This window comes from Shewanella xiamenensis (assembly GCF_014647135.1).
In the GTDB taxonomy this organism is placed as follows: Bacteria; Pseudomonadota; Gammaproteobacteria; order Enterobacterales; family Shewanellaceae; genus Shewanella; species Shewanella xiamenensis.
On the sequence record NZ_BMOP01000003.1, the window covers coordinates 164,075 to 187,934 of the forward strand.

General features: G+C 45.9%; 19 protein-coding genes and 1 riboswitch. Of the genes, 12 read left to right on the top strand and 7 right to left on the bottom strand.

The annotated features are described in order from the left end of the window. Positions 1–174: 174 nt before the first annotated feature. Positions 175–1,578 carry an ammonia-forming nitrite reductase cytochrome c552 subunit gene (nrfA, locus tag IEY09_RS03935; RefSeq protein WP_037421983.1) on the bottom strand — a complete coding sequence of 468 codons (1,404 nt, stop codon included), beginning with the start codon at positions 1,576–1,578 and terminating at the stop codon, positions 175–177. 242 nt (positions 1,579–1,820) lie between these two features. Between nrfA and narQ the strand changes: the two genes are divergently transcribed. Continuing rightward, entirely contained in the window at positions 1,821–3,617 is a 1,797-nt protein-coding gene (narQ, locus tag IEY09_RS03940) for a nitrate/nitrite two-component system sensor histidine kinase NarQ (RefSeq protein ID WP_188869917.1), read from the top strand. Then, positions 3,610–4,239, top strand: a complete 630-nt coding sequence (locus IEY09_RS03945) for a response regulator (protein WP_037421976.1) — start codon at positions 3,610–3,612, stop codon at positions 4,237–4,239. The genes narQ and IEY09_RS03945 overlap by 8 nt, the downstream gene beginning before the upstream one ends. Before the next feature lie 88 nt (positions 4,240–4,327). Here the strand turns inward: IEY09_RS03945 and IEY09_RS03950 are convergent, their stop codons facing one another. After that, a complete protein-coding gene (locus IEY09_RS03950; protein ID WP_037421973.1) occupies positions 4,328–4,702 on the bottom strand; it encodes a YacL family protein in 375 nt (124 codons plus the stop codon). A gap of 180 nt (positions 4,703–4,882) precedes the next feature. On the opposite strand from IEY09_RS03950, the gene IEY09_RS03955 reads away from it, so the two are divergent. After that, positions 4,883–5,848, top strand: coding sequence for a zinc transporter ZntB (locus tag IEY09_RS03955; RefSeq protein ID WP_037421970.1), 966 nt, complete (start codon positions 4,883–4,885; stop codon positions 5,846–5,848). A 54-nt stretch (positions 5,849–5,902) separates the two neighbouring features. Here the strand turns inward: IEY09_RS03955 and IEY09_RS03960 are convergent, their stop codons facing one another. The 3 genes from IEY09_RS03960 to IEY09_RS03970 form a co-directional block, all read right to left on the bottom strand. Then, entirely contained in the window at positions 5,903–7,018 is a 1,116-nt protein-coding gene (locus tag IEY09_RS03960) for a succinylglutamate desuccinylase/aspartoacylase family protein (RefSeq protein WP_188869919.1), read from the bottom strand. A 1-nt stretch (position 7,019) separates the two neighbouring features. Further along, a complete protein-coding gene (gene lysC / locus IEY09_RS03965) occupies positions 7,020–8,375 on the bottom strand; it encodes a lysine-sensitive aspartokinase 3 (protein WP_188869921.1) in 1,356 nt (451 codons plus the stop codon). Between the two features lie 143 nt (positions 8,376–8,518). Further along, positions 8,519–8,693, bottom strand: a riboswitch (Lysine riboswitch). A gap of 243 nt (positions 8,694–8,936) precedes the next feature. After that, complete coding sequence (locus tag IEY09_RS03970) at positions 8,937–9,371, bottom strand: DUF3293 domain-containing protein (RefSeq protein ID WP_037430123.1); 435 nt, start codon at positions 9,369–9,371, stop codon at positions 8,937–8,939. 582 nt (positions 9,372–9,953) lie between these two features. On the opposite strand from IEY09_RS03970, the gene arcA reads away from it, so the two are divergent. Continuing rightward, positions 9,954–10,670 carry a two-component system response regulator ArcA gene (arcA, locus tag IEY09_RS03975; RefSeq protein ID WP_007644695.1) on the top strand — a complete coding sequence of 239 codons (717 nt, stop codon included), beginning with the start codon at positions 9,954–9,956 and terminating at the stop codon, positions 10,668–10,670. Between the two features lie 307 nt (positions 10,671–10,977). On the opposite strand, the gene IEY09_RS03980 is transcribed toward arcA, so the two are convergent. Next, on the bottom strand, positions 10,978–13,269 hold the full coding sequence (locus IEY09_RS03980) for a S9 family peptidase (RefSeq protein ID WP_188869923.1): 2,292 nt from the start codon (positions 13,267–13,269) through the stop codon (positions 10,978–10,980). Between the two features lie 298 nt (positions 13,270–13,567). Here IEY09_RS03980 and IEY09_RS03985 point away from each other — a divergent pair, with 298 nt between their 5' ends. The 8 genes from IEY09_RS03985 (at position 13,568) to IEY09_RS04020 (ending at position 22,363) form a co-directional block, all read left to right on the top strand. Next, the gene (locus IEY09_RS03985) at positions 13,568–14,545 is read left to right on the top strand and encodes a class 1 fructose-bisphosphatase (protein ID WP_144344879.1); all 978 of its coding nucleotides are present in this window, start codon (positions 13,568–13,570) and stop codon (positions 14,543–14,545) included. Between the two features lie 511 nt (positions 14,546–15,056). Then, entirely contained in the window at positions 15,057–15,809 is a 753-nt protein-coding gene (locus IEY09_RS03990) for a methyltransferase (protein ID WP_257749380.1), read from the top strand. A 597-nt stretch (positions 15,810–16,406) separates the two neighbouring features. Beyond that, positions 16,407–17,114: a hypothetical protein gene (locus IEY09_RS03995; RefSeq protein ID WP_172590942.1), complete on the top strand. Its 708-nt coding sequence runs from the start codon at positions 16,407–16,409 to the stop codon at positions 17,112–17,114. Between the two features lie 61 nt (positions 17,115–17,175). After that, complete coding sequence (locus tag IEY09_RS04000) at positions 17,176–17,646, top strand: L,D-transpeptidase family protein (RefSeq protein WP_047534559.1); 471 nt, start codon at positions 17,176–17,178, stop codon at positions 17,644–17,646. A gap of 90 nt (positions 17,647–17,736) precedes the next feature. After that, positions 17,737–18,135: a hypothetical protein gene (locus IEY09_RS04005; RefSeq protein ID WP_188869925.1), complete on the top strand. Its 399-nt coding sequence runs from the start codon at positions 17,737–17,739 to the stop codon at positions 18,133–18,135. A 580-nt stretch (positions 18,136–18,715) separates the two neighbouring features. Continuing rightward, the gene (locus tag IEY09_RS04010; protein WP_047534553.1) at positions 18,716–20,407 is read left to right on the top strand and encodes a flagellar assembly protein A; all 1,692 of its coding nucleotides are present in this window, start codon (positions 18,716–18,718) and stop codon (positions 20,405–20,407) included. Positions 20,408–20,655: 248 nt separating this feature from the next. After that, a complete protein-coding gene (locus IEY09_RS04015; protein ID WP_037414404.1) occupies positions 20,656–21,033 on the top strand; it encodes a DUF4144 domain-containing protein in 378 nt (125 codons plus the stop codon). Between the two features lie 205 nt (positions 21,034–21,238). Continuing rightward, the gene (locus IEY09_RS04020) at positions 21,239–22,363 is read left to right on the top strand and encodes a site-2 protease family protein (protein ID WP_188869927.1); all 1,125 of its coding nucleotides are present in this window, start codon (positions 21,239–21,241) and stop codon (positions 22,361–22,363) included. A gap of 77 nt (positions 22,364–22,440) precedes the next feature. Here the strand turns inward: IEY09_RS04020 and IEY09_RS04025 are convergent, their stop codons facing one another. After that, complete coding sequence (locus IEY09_RS04025; protein ID WP_188869929.1) at positions 22,441–23,859, bottom strand: efflux transporter outer membrane subunit; 1,419 nt, start codon at positions 23,857–23,859, stop codon at positions 22,441–22,443. Position 23,860 lies beyond the last annotated feature (1 nt).

Sequence of the window (23,860 nt, forward strand, 5' to 3'; positions counted from 1 at the left end):
CCGTTAGAGCAAGCTGCATTCAACGTCCAACAGGGCCGTTTAAGATAACGAAATGAGATTACCAATCTGAGCACCCATAAGAAATTATGGCTGAGCAAAATCGCTAATAAAAAGCCCCCGCAACCTCGATTGCGGGGGCTTTACTATGAGGGGTTAGCTCATATTCAACAATAATTACTTGTAAGTCGCTTCGCGTTTTTTCGCTTCGGCATCCCACTTAGGTAACATGTCTTTTTTGAATGCTTCTTTCTCTGCATTCAGTTTTTCCATGTCCATACCCAATACCGCCTGAGCTTTCGCCTTAGTCGAAATATCAGGGATAGCGACAGGATCTGTTAAACCTTTTTTCGCTAACAACTGTGCTAACTTAACACGAGCATCGGCGGCTTTATTAACAGATGTACCCAACACTCGTAGTGCTTCTTCAGGAGCGTGAGCCGCAACACCGTGCGAAGCAATGGCTAAATCCCAGCGCCATTGAGCGTGGCGGATGTCAGTCAAAATTGGCTTCATTTCAGCTTCAGTAGCACCTAATTCCCATGCTTTAGCAGCTTCGAAGTGCGCCTTCACTAATTGCTCTTCCGCTTTAAGTTTCATTTCTTTAACTTTAGCTTTGCGCTCATTAGTGACACCCACTAAGAATTCTTTCGTTTGGCTATGGCAAGTTGCACAGGTTTCTTCGAAACGATCGAATGGGTTACCGACTTTATGGTCAGTGAACTTCTTACCTTCAGGGCTAGTCACTTTAGGCATATGGCAGTCAACGCAACTGACATTATTTTTACCATGAATACCCATCTTCCAAGTTTCGTACTCAGGGTGCTGTGCTTTTAACATTGGTGTTTTAGACAGTGCATGAGTCCAATCAGAGAACTCAATACCATCATAGTAAACTTCCATTTGCTCAACGGTTACGCCCATATCCCAAGGGAATTTCACGAAACCTTTACGGTCGTCTTTCTTCTCGAAATAGTATTCAACGTGACACTGACCGCAAACCATTGATTGCTTGTCTTTCTTGGATGCTTTGTCAAATGGGGTGCCAATAGCCTCCATAGCACGGTCAACATAAGGACGAGAAATACGTAATTTTGGAGAGCCTTTTTCATGGCAATCGCCACAGCCAATAGTATTGGTCACTTCTGGACCACCTTTGGCCCATTTACCTTTGAAGTAACCATCTTCACCTTGCTCTTCGATTAAGCGAGGTACGTCTGGGCTCTTACAGCTCCAACAGGCCATTGGCATTGGGCCATCTTCCGCATTGGCTGGAGCGCCTGTACGCAGAGTATTACGCACATCAGTCACGGCATACATATGGCCGCGAGGTGCGTTGTAATCTTTAGCAAAACCATAGCCCGCCCACAGAATAACCATATTCGGGTCCTGTGCTAACGCATCAACAAGCTCTTCACTCTTTGCAGTGTCATGCCAGCTATTATATTGATTTTTAAATTTATCTTTATAAACTTCATTGCGAGGCTCAGTTTTATCACTCGCCATCGCACTCGCCGCCATGAAGCTGGCGGCAACCAATGCACTCAGTGCAAAGGACTTACCTGTCATCTTCTTCATCATCTCATCTCCGTGTTGCATTATTTTAGTGAGTCACGACATCTCCAGGGTCAAAGTTAGTAGCTAAATACTGCTAAAAATATACCTCTTAGGGGGTATCTGAAACGAAATTTGCGCTAGATCAAAATGTAATAGTGTTGTTGTTCACACTTTTATGTTTTTGTTAATGTAATACATTATTTTCTAATGTAAAAACACGGCTAAAGTAACATTAGCTCAAGCGTCACAAGGTAGGTATAAGACATATGAAACGAGGAAGCCTTACCTCAAAAATTCTGGGTTTAATGTTAGTACTGATTTTGCTTTCTAGCAGCCTAGCGATCTTCGCAATCATCAATTTGTCTTACAGCCTAGGGGATGCAAAAGCCATCAACGCCTCTGGTTCACTCCGGATGCAAAGCTACCGGCTAATGTTCTACGCCAACTCAGGCAGTGAAGCTGCCCAAGAAAAAATCACTGAATTTGAAAATACGCTGCATTCTGAGGCACTACAACCCTCCACAGGCTGGCTCAGTCAGAAAAGAATAGCCGAGCAATATCAACTTGTTATCGATAAGTGGCTAGTGATGAAATATTACATCGAGCAGGAAAACTCCCGCGACTACGCCGCCTCACTCAAGGATTTTGTCGATACTATTGATTTATTGGTATTGGAGATGGAGCATCATGCCGCTTTTAAGTTGCGCCTTCTCGCGGCGAGCCAAATTTTTGGGCTTGGGCTGATGCTGGTTATCGCCTTTTTAGCGGTGCGCTTTACTAAACGCAAAGTCGTTGTACCCTTGCAACAATTGATGGAGTCCGCCAATACGATTTCTAAGGGTAACTTTGAAATCGAAATGCCCGAAACCGAATATATTGAACTCACGGCTCTGACCGATGCACTGCAAAAAACCGCGCGAGAGCTAGCCACACTCTACGGTAACTTAGAGTCACAAGTGGCCGAAAAAACCTTAGCACTGACACGGGCGAATAATGAACTGGCCTTTTTATACGACACTCTGTTAACACTTAATGCCAATAAGCTGGACTATAAGGCCCTCAAAGCAGCATTAAATCAGCTAAAAGATTATGAGTCGATCGAGTATTTGAGGCTGATTATCCAATACCCTGAGCAGGAGCTCGAAGTCGTAGAAGCCGATGGTGGCTGGCCAGAAGGCGCTCACAACAACATCCGCTTTCCGCTACAATTTGAGCAGGCTGATTTAGGTTATTTAGAGCTTATCTCAACCCAAGATATTAATACTCCCTTGTTTAAAAACTTTGCCATTATGCTTACTCGCTCCATCGTTATTCATAACGCTACCGAACAAAGACAACAGTTAGCCCTAATGGAAGAACGTGGTGTTATCGCAAGGGAATTACATGATTCACTCGGGCAAGTGCTTTCTTTCCTAAAAATCCAAATTAGCTTGCTGCGCAAAAATTTAGATCTTAGCTGCCGCAGTCCTACCATTGAGGGACAACTCACAGAGATCAACGAAGGGGTTAGTACAGCCTATGTACAACTCCGAGAGTTACTATCCACCTTCAGATTAACCATTAAGGAACCCAATCTGAAGAATGCGATGGAAGCAATGCTTGAGCAGCTCAGAGCAAAAACCGATATCAAGATCCTCCTCGATTATAAGCTTTCCCCTCAATGGCTAGAGGCGAAACAACATATCCATATTTTGCAGATCACCCGAGAAGCAACACTCAACGCTATCAAACATGCCCGTGCTAGCCATATCAATATTCGCTGTTATAAAGATGAGCATGGTATGGTTAATATCAGTGTAAGTGATGATGGTGTAGGCATTGGCCATATTAAAGAACGGGATCAGCACTTCGGCATAGGCATCATGCATGAACGTGCCAGCAAATTAGGCGGCACGGTTGTATTTAGCAGCAATGATCCGCAAACTAGTCGCAAAGGAATTACTGGACAGCTAGAGCCAGAAAATCCAGACTCGCCCCTTGAACCCCATAGCACATCCAATTTATCACAGGGCACCAAAGTCACTTTAATCTTCCCTTCTCAACAGGAGCCTACACATGGGTAAACCTTATTCTGTTCTGGTGGTCGATGATCACCCTCTCTTACGTAAAGGTATCTGTCAATTGATCGCCTCAGATCCAGACTTTAACCTCTTCGGTGAAGTGGGTAGTGGTTTAGATGCTTTAAGCGCCGTAGTAACTGATGAACCTGACATCGTCTTGCTCGATCTCAATATGAAGGGAATGACTGGCCTCGATACCCTCAATGCCATGCGCCAAGAAGGCGTGACTTCACGAATCGTGATCCTAACAGTTTCAGATGCCAAACAAGATGTTATTCGCCTATTACGTGCGGGAGCTGACGGTTACTTACTCAAAGATACCGAGCCAGATTTGCTGCTCGATAAACTCAAAAATGCCATGTCAGGCCACAGAGTGATCAGCGAAGAAGTTGAAGAATATCTCTATGAACTCAAAAATGCCGCCGATGAACAAGAATGGATTTCAAGCCTCACCCCAAGGGAGCTACAGATCCTGCAACAACTGGCGGAAGGATTAAGTAATCGTATGATTTCAGAGCATTTACACATCAGTGAAGGCACTGTGAAAGTGCATGTCAAAAACCTGTTGCGTAAAGCTAATGCCAAGTCGAGAACCGAAATGGCGGTAAGATATTTGAACAATTGATATTGGATAAGTGATAGACTTACTCCATTAAATAATAAAGGCAATCAATAGATTGCCTTTATTATTTGTTGATATTCACAGCGAGCGGTTATAGCCCTTTTTGCACAAATTCATACCAACTAAGTAGCGCTTCTTCTAAATCTTCTAGCCCACAGTAAGCCTCAGATTCAGCATCATAGAGGGACATCGCCTCTTCGAGTTCATAATCCTGCTCAAATCCTAAAGCATTAGCGTAAATTCGTGCCTGCTCCTCATCCAGATCTAAGGTAATATCTTTGCCGATAAAACGCCAAGAAACTCGCTTACCTGTTTGAATTTCTTTGATAATATCGAGCACTTGCTGAATTTTGGCTAACTCAGGCCCCAACTCTTCTGAAAACCATTGGCCCAGTACCTCATGGTCCATGCTAAAGCTGGCTAAATACGTGCCAGTCAAACTGTTACGCCGAAATTCATATTCCATTTTATCTTCTCAATACATTACAACTAAGGCTAATTTTAATCTATTTCATCATAAGTTGCTTGGCCAGCAATTTACTCATCTAGCGCCGAGGTTATTGTGAGAGGAAACGACGCTAGGCTTCATTTCCACTGTAAAATCAGTTAGCTTTACCCGATGATTTAGCATGAGATGGAATGTGACATGCACGAAGGATTTATCTATAGCATAGTGCTTAGCGGCGCACGAGCTGGCTCAACCTTAAGCCCAGAACAACTTGAAAATTGGGACCCTAAGGACGGGTTGATTTGGGTACACCTACGTTATCGCCACAAAAAGGCTCGCCATTGGGTGTTAAACAGCGGTCTTAATAAAGTCGAAACCGATGCCCTGCTCGCCCAAGATACTCGCCCTCGAGCCGTATTGGCAGGGGAAGGTGTATTACTGGCACTGCGCGGTATTAACTTAAATCCAAACTCAGCACCTGAAGATATGGTCGCCGTGCGAATTTACGCCGATAGACAACGCATTATCTCCACCTGTGATCGCGAGTTGCAATCGGTTAAAGATGTGGCTGAACTGATCATGGAAGGCACAGGCCCCACCACCACAGGAGATTTTCTCCTCGCCATTTGTGAAAAACTGACTACACGTAAAGTCGATTTTATCGATACGCTAGAGGAGCAACTTTCAGAATTAGAAGAACAAGTTGTTTCTGGCAATGTTAAAGATTTACGTACTGATATTGCCGAACTACGCCGACAAACCGTAGCCTTGCGCCGCTATTTAGGCCCACAGAAAGAAGCCTTCACTAAGATGCTGTCCGATCAATTTGTGCTGTTTAATGAGCCCGAAAAACTTAAGATGCGCGAAACCACGGATAAGCTTATTCGCACCATTGAAGACTTAGATGCACTGCGCGACCGAGCCAATGTGACCCAGGAAGAGTTACTCAGCCAGCAATCAGAGCAGCTAAACAAGCGCTTGTATTTCTTATCCTTAGTCTCGGCAATTTTCTTACCGCTGGGCTTTTTAACCGGTTTGCTTGGGGTCAATATCGGCGGTATTCCAGGTGCGGATAACGCATGGGCTTTTGCGACCTTCTGCGGCATTTTAATATCGCTGGTTGCCCTGCAAATGGCGCTATTCTATCGCTTTAAGTGGTTGTAGACTGTAATAAAAAACGCCAATCTCGAGATTGGCGTTTTGTTTTGCAGATTGCCGTTAATACGGCAATTCAAACAGATTGGTCATGACTTTATAGAGCTCTGTGCCTTGATGCACCGACGCCGAGGCAAAATGGAGTATAGGCACACAATCCTGCGGCAAACTGAGTGCCGTCAGTTCCTGCGCACTGCCATATAAGTCGAGTCGCAGCAGATTGACTAAGGTCTCACCCGCCGCAAGCGGCTCTCCCACGGGCGCCACATATTCCACCAAGCCCGCCATAGGCGCATGGTACTTTTTGTAATCCTTAAGATAACAGCCAAAACGCGGCATCTTAACGGGTTCCACTTGCTCGGCAATCACCCCTCGATGGCTTAAATAGGCCAAAATGCCTTTAGCATCGACTAAAGCATCCTCAAGGCAAATGCGTTCTTGGCTCGCCAGTTCCAAGGTAAAAGCTGAAACGGCGATACTGAGATCCCGCCCCTGCGCTTTCGCCACTTCACTCAATTGCCACCAAGGACAAAATGCCGCCTCATCCATTGCGCCACCAAAACTATTGAGGATCACCAATGTGTAAGGAATCGTGAAAAACTGCGCCGCGGCAATATCATATTCAGGGCAATACAAATGTTTACAGGATTTAGGCCCTGTATGCAGATCGAGCACTATATCCGCTGCATGGGCCATAGCCTGTAAGCTAACCGCTAATCTGTGGCCCGTGGTCACGCCCCAATCGTTACGTAACCGCTGCTGGCAAGCTTCAATTAAGGTGCTGCGATATGCTTGAATAAGTTCGCTATCGCTAAGCTCGGCATGCTCGCTGTACCAAGCGGGTAAATCTATCGCGTGATTTAAGTACTCACGATTCCAGTTTACGCCAGTGATAGGGTCAAAACGCCCCAATGTAAACTCACCGCTTTTTTGATTAATCCCCAGCGGATTAGCCAAGGGCACTAAGGTAATTTCCCCTAAGATGTGGCAATTTTCCAACTGCTTCATCAATTGATAAATCACCGCATTGCCTTGCACCTCAGCGCCATGGACATTAGCCTGAATATACACTTTAGGGCCAGATACGTGACCACTTGGCTTGAAGTGATAAATCGGTAGCGTCAGAGCCTGCCCTGCGGCAAGCTCCCCAATTTGCAGAGACGATGTTGTCGGCAACATACTAAACGCCTTCAAACAAATTTTCGTGCAACGCTTTAACCACTTGTGCCGCTTCGGATTCGGCCACTAACACACACAAGTTATGCGGGCTGGCACCTTGGCAGATCATGCGCACATTATGGGGTTCGAGCACTTCAAACACGCGGCGACAAATACCCGCAGTCGTAGCGATGCGATTACCGATAATCGCCACCAATGCTAAACCATCCTCCACGCGCACGCGGCAATGTTGCGATAATTCTTGCAGTAACGCTTCACTTAATAAACCTTGTCCGCTTGAATCGGAGCCGGTTTTATCTAGAGTGAGCGATACGTTAACTTCGGAGGTGGTGATCAAATCCACACTGATCTTGTGTCTTGCCAATGTGGCAAAGGTTTCAGCCAAGAAGCCCTGCGCATGCAGCATTTGTAGGCTGTGCAGATTGAGTAGCGTCTGGTCGCGGCGCAGCGCCACCGCGCGGAACACGGGTGCATCTTCAACCTGATGGCGGATCCAAGTGCCACCCTTTTCAGGCTCCTTGCTTGAACCGACAAACACTTGAATTTGTTGGCGCACGGCCGGAAGAATCGTCGCAGGATGTAATACTTTAGCGCCAAAGGTTGCCATTTCGGCGGCTTCGTTAAAGCTGATTTCGGCAATCGGATGGGCATTTGGCGCGAGGCGCGGATCGGTCGTATAAATCCCTGCCACATCGGTCCAAATCTCAACCGCTGAGGCTTTTAAGGCTTCGGCTAACAGTGCCGCAGAATAGTCGCTACCGCCACGGCCGAGAGTTGTGGTTTGCCCCACTTCATCTGAGCCAATAAAACCTTGAGTCACAATCACTTGCTCAGATAACAGCGGCAGTAAATGCTCACTCGATAGCAAAGCAATTTGCTCAACCTGTGGCTCGGCGCGGCCAAAATTGCTGTCGGTGCGCAACACACGGCGCACATCGAAGGCACTTGAGTTGGCGCCTTTTTCGCGCAATACCGCCGCAAATAATGCCGACGAACACTGCTCGCCAAGGGACAATAACTCATCCATGGTGGCCTTGCTGCGCTGGGACGCCAGCGCTTCGCTTAATACCGCCATACGGCTTAACAGCTTATCTAATGCGGCAGCAACATCGTTAGGGCGACCGAGTTTATCTAAGATAGCGTATTGAATCTGCGCAATTTGCTTTAATCGTTGTAAGCGACCATCGTCGTTTATTGACTCTTGGGTCAGTTCAACCAACAGGTTCGTCACGCCACTGGAGGCGCTAACCACCACTAAACGGCAATCGGGATTGCCCAGTACGATATCGGCGCAGCGATTCATTGCACCGTAATCGGCGACTGAAGTACCACCAAACTTTGCGACAACAAGAGACATTAGCGCACCTCCGCAGAAGCAGAAGACACAGCACAAACAAGGATAAAATATTGATTAACTAACATGATTACGCTCCGAACTAACTTCGTTCGAAGAGCCTGGTGCTCAATGATACGCACCCCAATAGAAGGGAAACAGCAATCGTCACCAGAAGCTCTCCACCAATTACAGGTGACAATCGTTAGGATTCAGCCTAAGCGACCGACATAAACATGCAGCAACCATATCTATGCCTCGGCGTTAATCTCCCTCATCAATCATCGCTGGAGTTTGTGCTCCTCTGACTGACTACCTAGTTAACGCTCCTCTTCTGTTCCTTTCCGCCGGAAAGGGACGAAAAAAGTAGCAATAAACCCCTAATGAAGTCAATGCTAATTTCACACACTATATACAAATTCAATAAACGCATTTAAAAACAATGGGAATTTAAAACGTTTGCGACTCATGCCAAACGAGAATAGGGAAAAATCAATCAGATCTAACAAAGAAGAAAAACAAACTAGCCTTGCCGTGAGAGCAGCAAAGCTTAGCCAGAGGAGCGATTAAAAGCGTCAATCGCGGTTAGGTGACTAAGTCCGGTAGCTCATAAACCAAACGCACATAGTCGTTAAATCGACCTAAACACACCTCTGTTTGCCCGGCTAAAGTACAAGGCACTAAACTCACCTCGCCCTGTTCCACCATGTAGATAGCGTATTGATTAAACTTTTTCCCCAACTGCAAGGCCATACTGCGATCAATAAACACGGCCCAGCTCTTCTCCATATGGGATAAATCTGGCGATGCCCCAATCAGTGCACGATAGGGACTGCCTAATAATTCAATTTCACGCAGAAGTTGGCGGTCGAGTAATCGGTTTTGGCTGGGAGTGAGGAGGGTTGAAGCGGGATTATGGGCGGTAATTACAGCAAAGGAAAAATCACAGGATAATGCTTGAGTAAGCAAAAACAACGGCGTTTGATAATGCTGCCACAAATCTTGAGTCATGTTGTCCATTGGTAGTCTAGTCGAAAAATGAACCCGCGCTAGTTTAACAGAGAGCCTAAAAAATCCAAAGAGGCGTGAACTGGCTCACAAGAATTAAAAATACATTAGTTATACTAATCAATGACTAAAGTAAATATCATGGTAAATCAGCGTCTCAGCCTGAAATTTGTTAACATTTCATTTGTTAACAAATGCCTAAAACGAGTACAATGTCGTCATTGGCCAGTTAAGCAGATAACATTAAGTTTGCTTAATCTTGACAAGGGTTTGTTAGATTCCTCTGCGAAATCACCTTATGCTGGCCAGACATCTTTTAAAATGTGTTCTACATTTGATTTATCATTTAAACATTTTAAAAAAAACAATAGTTAAGGAACTATTTTTAACTATTGCTTATCGAAGTTGATACTGGTTACGTTTTATCGTATTACACTTTAAACGTTCACTTATATACATCCTGACGTGTAGCCGTGAAGATCTTCCCTTTGAAGCACAGAGCAGTAAGTGGAAGTATCAACATTTTATGAATATAAGAATCCGATGTAAGTGATTCTTATGGTTAGAATATTGGTTAAAATTTAGGTACTTAATATGCAAAATCCGCACATTCTGATCGTTGAAGATGAAGCCGTTACCCGTAACACGCTAAGAAGTATTTTCGAGGCAGAAGGGTATGTGGTAACTGAGGCCAATGATGGCGCAGAAATGCATAAGGCTATGCAGGAAAACAAAATTAACCTCGTGGTTATGGACATTAACCTACCAGGTAAAAACGGTCTGTTGTTGGCACGTGAATTACGTGAAATCAACAACATCGGTCTGATCTTCTTAACAGGCCGTGACAACGAAGTCGACAAAATCCTTGGACTTGAAATTGGCGCGGACGATTATATTACCAAGCCGTTCAACCCTCGTGAATTGACGATTCGTGCTCGCAACCTTCTGACTCGTGTTAATAGCGCAGGCAATGAAGTCGAAGAAAAGAGCTCTGTAGAATACTATCGTTTTAACGATTGGAGCCTAGAGATCAACAGCCGTTCTCTCGTCAGCCCACAAGGTGAATCTTACAAACTGCCACGTAGCGAATTCCGCGCTATGCTGCACTTTGTTGAAAACCCAGGCAAAATCTTAACTCGTGCCGATCTACTGATGAAGATGACTGGCCGTGAGTTAAAGCCACACGACCGTACTGTTGACGTGACAATCCGTCGTATTCGTAAGCACTTCGAAAGCTTGCCAGATACGCCAGAAATCATCGCTACCATTCACGGTGAAGGCTACCGTTTCTGCGGTAACTTAGAAGACTAATCTTCAACTTACCGTTTGAACGCCATAAAAACCAGATCCTAGGATCTGGTTTTTTTATCTCTGCAAAAAAGGTTTTAGCTGTACGAAATAAAGCAAACTGGAAATCCAAAATACAACTCAGTGAACTGGAATATTAAGCGCCAGATAAGTATTGAGTGTGTTGTGATTAAACTAAGCAGCGTACTGTTAAATAGGCTTAACTCAGAATCATACAAAATAAAAAAGAGTGAGGACGTTACCCCACTCTTTTAAAAACGCCACTCTGGCATAAATACCAGTCTGATATAAATGCCAACCTAACGCTGAGTTATTTGCCGCTTTTAAGCTGTCTATCGAGGAAATCCGCCAGCGAGCGGTATAAGTGATTACGCACTTTCTCACCGCGCATCGAATGCTTAGACCCAGGATAATCAATCATCTGGAACAATTTGCCTTCGTCCTGCAACGCCTTATACACGCGAGTACTGTTTTCAAACAACACGTTATCGTCCGCCATACCGTGGTACATCAATAGCCCCGACTGATAGTTTTTTACATAGGGGAACACACTACTGGCTTCGTAACCTTGCTCATTGCTTGCGGGATGGGCTAAATAACGCTCGGTGTAATGGGTGTCGTACAAGCGCCAATCGGTGACGGGCGCGCCCGAAATCGCCGCCTTAAAGTAATCTGGCGCCTTAAATAAACTCATCAAGGCCATATAACCGCCGTAGCTGTGGCCATAAATCGCCACATTATCGCTATCAACAAAGGGCAAGCTGCGCAGGTAATCGACACCAACCTTTTGATCGTTCACTTCCGCTTCGCCCAAGTGACGATAAATAACTTGCTCAAACTGAGTGCCTCTGTGGGCACTGCCACGGTTATCCAGTTGAAATACCACATAACCTTGCTGCACTAAGTATTGGGTAAAGTAATCCTGCTCACTCCAGCTATTCGTCACTAATTGCGCATGTGGGCCGCCATATACGCGTACCACCACAGGGTATTTTTTGTTCGCATCGAAGGGCACAGGTTTAAAGAGACGCGTTTGTAAGACTTGTCCGTCTTCCGCTTTTAGCTCTTTAAACTCAGGCAGTTGCCACAGGCCTGCATAGTCATACAGAGGATGACCTGCTTTGACTTGGTTTTGCTCCACCCACGCCAGATGTTGGCCCTTATCACCGTGTAAACTGATCTGTGGTGGCTGAGATAAACTATTGAAATAATCCAGATACACGCTTTGATTATCGGCAAATACCGGATCGTGCATCCCCGCCTCGCGGCTCACACGCTCAACCTTGCCGCCCGCTAACGGCACTCGATAGAGATGCTTTTCGATGGGGGTATCTTTACGGCCGGTGAAATACACCCAACCTGCGGTTTCATCGATATATTCCAGCTCATCGACTGCCCAATTACCCTTGGTCAGTTGTGTCTTCAGCTTACCTTTTAGGTCAAACAAATACAGATGATTAAAGCCGTCACGCTCCGATGCCCAAATAAAGGCCGACTGTTGCTTTAAGAAGTGCAGGTCATTGTTAAGATTCACCCAAGCATCGCTACGCTCTTTGACTAAGGTTTTCGGCTTGGTCAGCGATTCTAGCGCCACCAGTTGCAGGTCTAATTTTTGTTGATCGCGGCTCTGCCACTGGAAGGATAAATGCTTGCTATCCGGCAACCAATCGACGCGAGGCAGGTAAATATCCTTATTTTTATCATCGCTTAAGGTGACCCAATTGATGCCTTTATTATTAAGGGTCACAACGCCCAGTTGGATCTCGACATTGTTTTTGCCCGCCGCCGGATAACGCTGCTCGGTAAGCTTAATGCCATCGGCATAGATTTCATTGCGGGTGACTAACTCAACGCCAGACTCATCGATACGGGTAAAGGCGATGGCCGACTCATCGGGCGCCCACCAGTAACCCGTCATGCGGCTCATTTCTTCCTGCGCCACAAATTCCGCCATGGCATTTTTAATCGCGCCGCCACCGTCAGTGGTCATGGCCTCAAGCTTTTTAGTCGCTAAATTGAGCACATACAAATTTTGATCCCGCACGAAGGATACAAAGTTACCCTTGGGCGATAGGCGCGCATCGGTGGCAAAGCCCTCGCCTATCGGCAGTTGGCTAACGCTGTTATCCGCTAAGGAGAAGTAATACAGATTACCCGAGGCAGGGATCAACAGCGCCTTGCTATCGTCCGCCCAGAAATATTCCATAATGCCGTCGCCATAAATACGTTGGCGCTCGCGGCGGGCCTTTTCTTCATCGGACAGTTCATTGCTCGCCAACTTATCGGCATTTAGCAATAGGCTAGATTCGCCCGTCTTCACATCCATTTGCCAGAGATCGTAAAAGTTTTGGTTATCTTTACGTCCCGCAAGATAGGTCACCCTTTGGCCATCGGGGGATAACTTTAATCCACGGGGACTCGTACCCGCCAAGGCAGGAGACGCATTCATGCGCTCGATAGTCAGCGGCGTTGTGCCGCCCTCAAGTGCATAGGCGGGGGTAAATATCGCGCTAGAAACCATGGCCAGTTGACTCGCAATCAATAAGGATGAAGCGCCCAATGTCACCGAGCGCAGGGAAGAAGCTAACCCATTTTTAGTCATTATTATTCCTTGGAAGCATATTCGCCTTTAGGTGGCGATTAAAAAACTGCCGCCATTGTGCCAGAGGCCAAGCCTAAATAAAAAGCGCAGGCAATATACAGATACAAATTAGCTGGCGAACTCCTGCGGTTAGCTCAATTTTCAAGATAACCCACTCAGTCTGACACAAAGGGATAACCCTCTTGGCTTAAATTGATTAAAACCCACAGCAACATCGCTGAAATTGTCGACTAACTGAGTTATTATTCGCGGCAAATAATGAAATTGACCTCAATGTTGAACCCCTAAAGGACCTAACATGCAGACTCTTGCCCAGCACTTAACCTCAAAGGCAGTGAACGAATCCCTCGCGCAACTGATTTTGACCTTAGCCGACACCTCCAAAGCCATCAGCCATGCCGTGCGTCACGGTGCCTTAGCCGGTGTGTTAGGCGCGACCGAACAGGAAAACGTCCAAGGTGAAACCCAGAAAAAACTGGATATCATCACCAACGATATGCTCAAAGATGCATTAAAAGCCGACGGAACAGTGCGCGGCCTCGCCTCTGAGGAAGAAGATCATGTGGTTGAAGTCAGCGCCAATGGTCAATATCTGGTATGTTTCGACCCTCTAGATGGCTCATCGAATATCGATATCAACTCGCTGGTCGGCACCATTTTCTCCGTTTTACCAGCACCACAGGGTGAGTTAACCGAGGCGAGCTTCCTACAATCTGGCCGCAATCAGTTAGCCGCAGGTTATGTGCTCTACGGCCCATCAACCATGCTCGCCCTCACCACAGGCCAAGGTGTGCAACTCTTTACCCTGCACCCAGAAACCAACGAATTTTTACTGACCAACGCGGCCATGAGCATCAGCCCAGACACCCAAGAGTTCGCCATTAACATGTCGAACCAACGTTTTTGGGAAGCGCCAATGCAGACCTATATCGCCGATTTACTGCTAGGCAAAATTGGCCCGCGCGAAAAATCCTTTAACATGCGTTGGATTGCCGCCATGGTGGGCGACGTACACCGCGTACTTTCTCGCGGCGGTATTTTTACTTACCCAACCGACAATAAAGATCCGAAAAAGCCATACAAGCTGCGTTTAATGTACGAAGCCAACCCAATGGCCTTGTTAGTCGAGCAAGCTGGCGGTAAAGCCTCTACCGGTTATGAAACCATTCTGGATATTCAACCAACACAAATTCACCAACGCGTTGCGGTTATCCTCGGTAGCGCCAATGAAGTGGACGCTTGCCTAAGCTACCATGGTTCGGATTCTCGTAAATAAAGAGCGCGAAGAACCAAGTCTAGACTAAGCCGAATCGCTTAAGCTTTGATTTTTTTATGATAAAAGCCACTGACCACAGTGGCTTTTTTATTGTCGCGGAATGCGACATTTGAGTTTTGATGCGGCTTTACCGCTGAAGAAATTGCGGCCTAACGGCCGAGGTGAATCAAGATAGTGGGGGGTCACCCCACACCCGACCAAGAGGGGATCAACAGCAATTCCCTCTTGGATCTCCCTTGCCGCCCCTAGCGAAGTTACATGCATTGGTTAGTGGCTTCGTGCTTATTCAAAAATCGCTAACGCTTCCGATGGCTCCGCTTTACATCCATGTAAAGCCCTCCAGTTCGGCAGTCCCTGCCTCTCGCTCATAATCGTGAAAATCACCGATTTTCATTCGCCCCTCCCCCGAAAGCTACGCAGACGTCCTGTCTGCGTCACGCGATTTTCTTCAACGCCCTTCAGCAACTTCGCAGGGGAAGGTGAACTTCTGTCACTACTATATGGGCTGTAAATTCAGAAAGAATTGTGCCTGTCCGATCATTCAAGTAATGGTCAGCTCTTAGTCGTAGGAGAAAACAAAGGCGGGGTTAAATCCTTAGTGAAACTGCTGCCCAACTATTTCGCAACGGGCATTAAGCTTGATAACGCGCGCCATTGCCTGCTCTTTGGCAGCAGCCTAATCGATACCGCGCCTGAGATTAAACTCAGCGATTGGACCAGCCAGTATCAACTCGCCACTCCGCAGGGCAATATCACCATCTGCAACTTAGTCGGTGTGTTCAGTGAAAAGCATTTAGACCAAGGCACAGAGCTATTGCTGTCGCATCTGCCAACCCTTTCTGGCCGAGTACTGGATTTTGGCTGCGGCGCTGGCGTCATTGCCGCGGCGCTGTTAAAGGCGCAGCCGACACTGTCGCTAGAATGTATTGATATCAATGCTATGGCGCTAGCCTCCTGCGAACTTACGCTGGCAGCAAACGGCATGACGGCCAAGGTCTATCCCTCCGATGGATTGGCGCAAACCAGTGGAAAATTCGACGGTATTATCTCCAATCCTCCCTTCCACGATGGCCTTGCCAGTACGACCAGCATTGCCCAACGCTTTGTCGCCGATAGCGCCAAGCAATTACAATCTAAAGGGATTTGGCAAATCGTCGCTAACCGCCACCTGCCCTATTCGGACACCATCGCCGCCGAGTTCGGCCAATTAACCGTGCCAGCAGAGAACAACAAGTACAAACTCTATTCCTTCCAACAGGCCTAATCTTTCGCCCCGCTCGATTGCGAGTGGGGCATCCTTAATTTGACTCTAGGATGCTCCAAGGAATAAAGACTCGTTAAGAATTACGAAGATAACGCCGCCCCTATCAAATACGCCCATTTTGAAATCAAAAATCCCCCAACAAACAAGTTAACGCTGCCATCTCTTAAATAGCATTTATTGCCATTGAACTTTTCATCTGACTAAAAAGCTAATGCTCCATTCCGCGCTTCGGCTCGTTAGCTCAATCGAAAATTCCCACTCCTGTTGCCATACAATTCTTATCTATTTGCCTATGTTTGGCCCTGCTATAAATCGACTAACAATATAACGGTATACAGTCATATTTAAATTTAGGTATTTTTGAATGATTTGAAGACAATATCAGTGCGCATTAACTCCATTTACAACAAATAAAACGCTATAAAATCAATTGACTATGCTAGCTGACTTTTAGTTAATAGGTTTTGAAAACGCGCATGTGCGTTTTTCCAGATGGATTACTTATATGAAAAGCGGCAAAAAGCTGATAAGTTCTTTTTATACAGATAGTTAACTGTGCGCGTTTTCACTGCTCCAACGAGGTAAACGCGCATCTGCATGAATAAAATGTTACATTTTCGGAGGCTTTATTTGAGAATCTTTTTGTCGATACTGGGGCTTGTTATCTTTTTAGCTAGTGCCAAGTTTGGTTACTGTCTTCTAATGGCAGAGAAGCTAAGTGGCTCCGAGTTTGTTAGTCTTCTAATCGCTTTTGCTTTGATTGGTTTGATTCTTTCGTTTGCATCTGAGATTCAGGAATTCTCAATAGCTGGAAATATAGTAAAGCTAAAAGAAGTCAAAAAAGATGCTGAAAAATCAATTAGTGAATTGAAAGCGGCAAGAACTGAAACCTATAGATTTTTGCTGATTCTTGCAAAAAGGTATCCAGGAGGTGTCTCAGACGGAGGTACTGTCGATAGTCGAATTGGCGACTTCTGGAATTTATATGATCAAATTGTATCGTTCGGATGCAAAGACGAATTAGCTAGCAATCTATTGGATGTAGTGAACGTTCTGATTAAAGGACAGCTCACTAGAATTTCAAAAAGTAGCGACTCGATAAGCAGTAAATATTCAGGTTCAGATATCATTCCAGAGCCAGCGCAGTTAACGATTGAAGCGTTGGATAATGATTCTGTAGAAAAAGCTGCAAATAGAATGGGTACTGCAGGTGGTAGTGAACAAATGAAGAGAATGCTTATTGTTGGTTTAGACGAGTACAAGAAACTATATGAATTACGTCAGTCGCTGCAAGTACAAATGTAACAAAGCGCTGCTAAGGACAAACCTACGCTTCGGTTCGCCCCAGAGCGCAGCGTTACATGCTATGAAATATATCCTGCTCATTTTGATGTTCGCTACTCAAACGGCTTTTGCTGAAGTAGATCTGGTTAAAGTCGACAAATCCGAAAGGAAAATGTACTTATTGTCGGCTGGTGAAATAGTAAAAGTATATGACGTTGCCCTTGGTGCTAATCCTAAAGGGCATAAAGAACAAGAAGGTGATGAAAAGACCCCTGAAGGTGAATACACGCTTGATTACAAAAAAGAAGACTCTTCATTCTATAGGGCTATGCATGTCAGTTATCCAAACACAGTTGATATAGCTAATGCTGAGAAAAATGGTGTTTCGCCAGGTGGTTTTATTATGGTTCATGGGCAGCGTAATTGGTTAGGTTGGCTTGCTCCAATTGCGCAGCGCTTTAATTGGACAAACGGCTGTATTGCCATTACAAACTCCGAAATGGATGAATTTATGGAATTGGTAAATGTCGGTACCAAAATTCAAATTGAGTAGCAGGCATGTAACAAGTGCAGTCAGCAACGCCCCTTTTGGGCAGGACCTCGCTACGCTCGGCTGCTGCAAGCGTTAACCTCTAGAGCAAGTATGAAGCACATTATTAGTAAAGATTTAGGTATTGAAGCATTCAAAAAGAGATTCTCAGAAATCAGAGAATCCTTTCTGGATTCATTAACAGCAGCTAGCGAAGGTTATAAGAACGTAAGATACCTTGCTTGTGATGAAAATGGGGCACCTATTAACTGGGTGTGGGACGATGAAACCTTCAGCCATAACAAGGAAGAAGGGTCGCTTGAAGAGGCAATTCAATTTGCCAATAACATGATAAATAGCGGCATGTGTTTTTCCTTCATGGGGTGTTTATCTGGCTCCGGTGAGCTTGAGGTTTGGCTGACCACTTTTGAATCTCCCATAGAAAAGCCGACATGGCCAAGCAATAAAGAACCCAGATTTGAGCTGACTCATGGGGGTGTAACACAAGAATAGAGTAGAGGTAATCAAATGCTAACCATAGAATTTTTAATCCCACGATTTAATCCTAACCCCACAAATTGAAGCAAAGCACCTAGCTTACTTTTGCCCCTAAGTTAGGCTATTCGAAGATTTTAACGTACCGCACGCGTCTGGATAGACTAGTTATCCCCTCAAAAACACCTCAATAGAGTCGTGATCCGCAACCGAACACTTGCTGCTATCTAGATAAGATTTTCATCATTTTGTGAACAGTATCAAATGCAGTAAACGCTAAATTATCAAGAATGTTGTCCAGTCAACCTCTCCCCTAACATACCCGACAGCGTTGTAAAGTTTACTTTTTTGTTAAGCTAAAAAACTTGCCCAATCAACACCCGTGCTGAGATTTTAAAAAAAACCAGAGATTACACTAGATTAACTATCGTTAATCAAATAAATAATCTATTGATAAATCAACCAATAGACCATGACAACAAAAACACAACATTTACATTTTTTCGCGTCGAAAAGGCTTCTTTGCGCAAAGTTTCTACTGTTATACTCGCGTTAGCCGATAAAACAATAATAAAACAAACGAGTAAGGAAGCGCTCTATGTTGGCCCCTGAACTCCTCGAGTTAAGCAGTGACAAAAGTAAGGCGGAATTACGCCTGATCCCCAAAGAGCATGGCCCCATCACCCGTGATGATGTGATGCGCCTGTTATCGCTCCCAGAGTTTTGCTCACTGTATCCACTTGATCAGGCCATCGATAAAGTGGTGGCGCAAACCAACTCTCTGTACCATCAAGAAGATGGTAAATTTGAACTGTTTTCCGTACTGGCTGAACGCCGAGATGGTAGCGTTAAGATTGAAATCAGCCCAGATAAAATGCTCGCCACCATGACCCTAACCGCCCCCTGTGGAGGTAAAGCGGTCGACTTACCTGAAATTCTTACTGAACTTAAAAAAAATAATGTTTGCATGGGCTTAAGCAAACTTAAAATCCAAACCTTGCTGCAAAAAATCACCAAGCTCAAACCCGGCGATAGCTGTCAAAGTGAAATCGCCCAAGGCAAGCACCCAGTAAACGGCCAAAATGCCGTGCTAGAGCGTAAGGTTTCGCTGGCCCGTGAGCGCTTACTCCAGCCGCAGGAGCGCGAAGATGGTACTGTGGATATGCGTAATCTTGGCTCCATGATAATGGTCAAGCCTAACGATATTTTGATGATCAAACACCCAGGGACCGAAGGCTCTCCCGGTTATAACATTAAAGGAGAAGTTCTTAAGCAAAAGCCTGGCAAGGATCTGCCTTTACTCGCAGGAACAGGTACCAGCATCCATCCTAATGATCCCAACAAACTCATCGCCACTGTAGCAGGGCAACCCGTTGAAACTCGCACAGGCATGAATGTTGATGATGTTTTACAGCTAAAAGATGTCGATATCAGCACGGGCCATGTCACCTTTAAAGGCAGTATTTTAATCACAGGTGATGTACACGAAGGCATGATAGTGAAAAGCTCCGGTGATATTACTGTGATGGGCTTTGTCGATTCAGCGACCCTTGAGGCAGAAGGCGATATTACCGTTAGTAAAGGCGTCATTGGTCGGCAAATTCGCGTCAATGAGTTTTCGACTAACCTCACTGCTCAAGGGCAAATCAGCGCCCAGTTTGTGCAATATTCCCAATTAACTGCAAAGGGGAATATTCTGATCACTAAGCAATTACTTCATAGTAATACCAAAACAGCAGGAACCCTGACAATAAGTGACACTAGCGGTCGCCGCGGCGATTTAACTGGTGGCGTCGCCCATGCTGAAAAAGGACTCATTGCCGTTGCTATTGGTGCCACTGCGGGGACAAAAACAGAAGTCTTTTGTGCAATGGAGCAAGGCGAGCTCAAGCAAAACCTCAAACAGCTGGAGGAAAGTGTCCAATCAATGGTGATAGCCACCCTCGATATTGAAGCTCGCCTAAAAAGACTTCCCCCAAAATCCGAATGGCAAAATGATCCCGTGATGATTGAGCAGATTAAGATGATGCTCGATGAGAAGAACCGGATTTTAAACGAGCGCACCCGTGAAGAGCTCGAATTTGATAGCCTAAAGCAGGAAGTGGAAAGTTATTTCGATAAGTATCACATCGATGTGATTAAGCATGTGTTCCTCAATGTCGAATTTCATATTGGCCAAGCTAATCATAGAACGACCCGCGAACATGGCACTTGCTCCATCACCAATCTTAATCAAGAGATTAACTTTGATTACAATGCCAAACCTAAAGCACAAGCGGCAGCCAGTTAAATAACGTTCAAAGCGTTTTACTTAGGGTGCACATGCCATTCAACATGGCGCGCCCCTTAGGGCTGCTGCTTCAATCATAACCCCCTCATTGTTATCCACGAGTGAATCCTCGCTCAAGAACATTTCAATGGCTTTCTTCTTTGACCTAGTCGGTGGCATACTGCCTACGATTCCCCACGTAAACGCCAGCGTTGGGGGATAAGGATAAATGTGATAGGTTGAAGTAGAACATGGCCCCAGGAATACACATGACTCAAGTAAAAATGGCTGATATTCAATGGCCAGCAGTAGTTAAGCTGACTCAAAATGATGAACTCCTTTATCTTGGCCATCAACGTGATTGGTTAGAACTCGCCTGCCTTTACCAGCATCAATTTATCGATACGGACCTGTTACTCGACAGCTTAGGTAACCAATATTTGATCCGCGCCACCCCAACCACTATTCATGAAGATCCTATTGGTGAGCTACCTAACCTGCTAAAACAAGAGCACAAATTGCCCCTCACCGATTTTATTAAATGGGTACAAAAACATGCCAATGCCGTAGGCCAATGCTGTGTGGCCAAATTAGCGTTTACAACATTCGCCCAAGGGATGGAAATCGTCCATAGCTTAGATGACTAAGCAGAAGCAAAGTAAAATCTGATAGGATTCACAGTCTTCAACGAGATGATCCAAAAAGCTAATATCCTCAACCACATTTAGCAGGCATAATTTATCACGAACGGCCCAGCCCGTTATGTCCAAAGCGATTGGTCTGCATACTTTGCCTTAAAGTGCCAAATCAACGCTGGACATCATTCGGATACACCAACAAACGGAACCTAAATTGGAACTACTTAAGATTGACTGCTTAGGCAAATCACTGCGTTTGGAAGGCTCCCTCGCAGGTTGGCAACAACTCTTTTGGGACAATACCTTAGTCTCACAAAAAGCCGCTTCAGTGGATAATGGCGGTCTCAAAGTCCATGAATTTGAACTCACTCAACAGCATAGCCAATTGGCCAGCGAGCATGGCGAAGCGCAAGTTCTTGAGCATAAAATCCTTGTGCGGCTTGAAACTGATGTGGTTTGGCAGCCCTTTAGATTCGACTATCGACTGCTTATTGATGAAGAAGTGATTGCCCAAGGCACTCGTACCGAAAAAGATATCGAACGCCAAACCCCTGAAATCCCAGTGACTACACCACAAAAATTTAGCTTTGTTGGTTTAGCTTCCCTTGGATTTAAGCTACTCAAAAGCGCTAAGGTCATCAAAGTGGTACTCGCGGGCGCGAGTGTGGCGGCCTACTCTTGGCTGTTTTCCTTCCAATTTGCCTTGGCACTTATCGCCTGTTTGGTATTCCACGAGTACGGCCATATTCGCGCGATGAAGTACTTTGGGATGAAAACCAAAGGAATTTACCTCATCCCCTTTATGGGGGGACTCGCCCTCAGCGATGAAAAGATTAACACCCGCTGGCAGGATGTGGTCATCTCGATTATGGGGCCAACCTTCGGCCTGTTGATGTCGGTAGGCTCGCTTATCGCTTACCACATGACGGACAATATCTTTTTCGCAGGGCTAGCAGCCTTTAACGCGCTACTTAACCTGTTTAATTTATTGCCAATTTTACCCCTCGATGGTGGCCATATTTTAAAAAGCATTAGCTTCTCGATGAACAGCATCATGGGGTTAATTGCCTGCGTGATTGGCGCTGCCTTTGGGGTGTATATCAGCTATACCTTAGGCTTAGCCTTGCTCGGTTTCCTTTTACTTATCGGTAGCTTAGAGATAGTGTTCGAGTGGCGTACCCGCCATCAAAGCCACTTGTTACCGCTGGACAGATATGGGCAGATATTCTCAACCATTTGGTACTTACTGACCGTTGCAGCCCTCGTTGGGATTATCTGGCACTTAGCAGGCACGGGCGATGATATGTTAAGCCTGCCACTCCAGATCCTGCGCAGCTAAACGCAATCGTCTGATCCACATAATAAAAAACCGCGATTGCTTAAGGCATCGCGGTTTTTATTTATCTAACAATTCAATTAGTTATCCGTTAATGACGGCGCAATATCGCTCCCACCGAGGGCTTGGTAGAGTGTCGCTTGGGCCGTTAATTGGTTATAACGATTCTCCAGCAATGCGGCCTCAGCGCTGCGGCGATTCTCCTGCGCATCAATCCAATTTTGAATGCCGATAGCGCCATGGCGATATTGGCTCTCATAAATCGCTTCGGCCTGGGCGGCGGCGCTAAATTGCTGCTCAAGCTTCTCACCTTGGTAGGCGTATTGCTGCTTGGCCGAGATAGCGTTATCCACATCTTCAAAAGCGCTGTAGAGGGTTTTACGGTAATTCACAATCGCCGTTTGATAGTCGATATCAGCAAGATCATTGTTGATTTGCATTTGATTCCATTGCAAAAAAGGCAGCACTAAACCCGCACCTAAACTCCCCACGGGATTGCGCAACAGCTCTTTTAGCTCGGAGGTCGACTCCCCCACGCTGCCAGTCAAACTCAAACTTGGGAAGTAACTGGCGTAGGTCGCATCCTTACTGGCCAGCGCCGAGCGCAATTGGTACAAAGCCGCCTTCACATCGGGACGACGGCCGACCAAGTCGGCGGGAATGCCAACACCAACCTCAGGCACTGCACTGTCCGGCAATTGCTTGATCTCAACCGCCACTTGCCCCGGGGCACGGTTGAGTAAGATCGCCAGCGCATTTTCGGCTTCAGCTAACTGTTGCAGTAATTGACTGTGGGAAGCCTCTTGCCCCGCTAAACTGCGTTGGGATTCGAGCACATTCAGTTCAGTCACGGCGCCCGAGGCATATTGGCGCTGGGTTAATGCCAGTGTTTGTCGACTATGTTCAATACTCTTATTGCTTAGTTCAATCCGCTGATGCAGATAGCCAATCTGCCAATAGAGGGATGCCGTCGTCGCGACTAGACTCTGCGCCGTGCTCTCCCTATCTTCGAGACTTGCCAGCGCCGTCCATTGGGCTTGGTCGATATTGGCCGACACTTTACCCCAGAGATCTACCTCATAGCTTACCGACAGGTTAGCCTGAAATGTCTTGCTCGAACTGCCGCCCTCCAGCGGTTTATTCACAGACGCGGTATTATTGGAGCTGAGCTGTGGATACAAATCATCCCGCGCTAACCCCGCCTGTAAACGCGCCTTTTGCAAGGTTAAGGTGGCGAGCGTCAGGTCATTATTGCTGCTAAGCACTTGGCTAATCAGCTGATTTAATTCGGGTTGATTAAACTTCTGCCACCAAGGGTCGAGGCTCACTTGACCATTCACTTGGGTGTGCTGCCACTGCTCTGGCACTTGTAATGCTGGCGGCTCAAAGTCGGAGCGCATCAGCGCGCCGCAGCCAGACAACAGCGCAATGCTGATGGCAATCACGCTGAACTTAAGCGTTCTTAATTTGTTTTGATGCGTTAACACTTTATTATTCATT

Excerpts from the sequence above, each read along its gene's own strand:
- nrfA (WP_037421983.1), bottom strand. The coding sequence starts at position 1,578 with ATGATGAAGAAGATGACAGGTAAGTCCTTTGCACTGAGTGCATTGGTT.
- narQ (WP_188869917.1), top strand. The coding sequence starts at position 1,821 with ATGAAACGAGGAAGCCTTACCTCAAAAATTCTGGGTTTAATGTTAGTA.
- IEY09_RS03945 (WP_037421976.1), top strand. The coding sequence starts at position 3,610 with ATGGGTAAACCTTATTCTGTTCTGGTGGTCGATGATCACCCTCTCTTA.
- IEY09_RS03950 (WP_037421973.1), bottom strand. The coding sequence starts at position 4,702 with ATGGAATATGAATTTCGGCGTAACAGTTTGACTGGCACGTATTTAGCC.
- IEY09_RS03955 (WP_037421970.1), top strand. The coding sequence starts at position 4,883 with ATGCACGAAGGATTTATCTATAGCATAGTGCTTAGCGGCGCACGAGCT.
- IEY09_RS03960 (WP_188869919.1), bottom strand. The coding sequence starts at position 7,018 with ATGTTGCCGACAACATCGTCTCTGCAAATTGGGGAGCTTGCCGCAGGG.
- lysC (WP_188869921.1), bottom strand. The coding sequence starts at position 8,375 with ATGTCTCTTGTTGTCGCAAAGTTTGGTGGTACTTCAGTCGCCGATTAC.
- IEY09_RS03970 (WP_037430123.1), bottom strand. The coding sequence starts at position 9,371 with ATGGACAACATGACTCAAGATTTGTGGCAGCATTATCAAACGCCGTTG.
- arcA (WP_007644695.1), top strand. The coding sequence starts at position 9,954 with ATGCAAAATCCGCACATTCTGATCGTTGAAGATGAAGCCGTTACCCGT.
- IEY09_RS03980 (WP_188869923.1), bottom strand. The coding sequence starts at position 13,269 with ATGACTAAAAATGGGTTAGCTTCTTCCCTGCGCTCGGTGACATTGGGC.
- IEY09_RS03985 (WP_144344879.1), top strand. The coding sequence starts at position 13,568 with ATGCAGACTCTTGCCCAGCACTTAACCTCAAAGGCAGTGAACGAATCC.
- IEY09_RS03995 (WP_172590942.1), top strand. The coding sequence starts at position 16,407 with ATGAATAAAATGTTACATTTTCGGAGGCTTTATTTGAGAATCTTTTTG.
- IEY09_RS04000 (WP_047534559.1), top strand. The coding sequence starts at position 17,176 with ATGAAATATATCCTGCTCATTTTGATGTTCGCTACTCAAACGGCTTTT.
- IEY09_RS04005 (WP_188869925.1), top strand. The coding sequence starts at position 17,737 with ATGAAGCACATTATTAGTAAAGATTTAGGTATTGAAGCATTCAAAAAG.
- IEY09_RS04010 (WP_047534553.1), top strand. The coding sequence starts at position 18,716 with ATGTTGGCCCCTGAACTCCTCGAGTTAAGCAGTGACAAAAGTAAGGCG.
- IEY09_RS04015 (WP_037414404.1), top strand. The coding sequence starts at position 20,656 with ATGACTCAAGTAAAAATGGCTGATATTCAATGGCCAGCAGTAGTTAAG.
- IEY09_RS04025 (WP_188869929.1), bottom strand. The coding sequence starts at position 23,859 with ATGAATAATAAAGTGTTAACGCATCAAAACAAATTAAGAACGCTTAAG.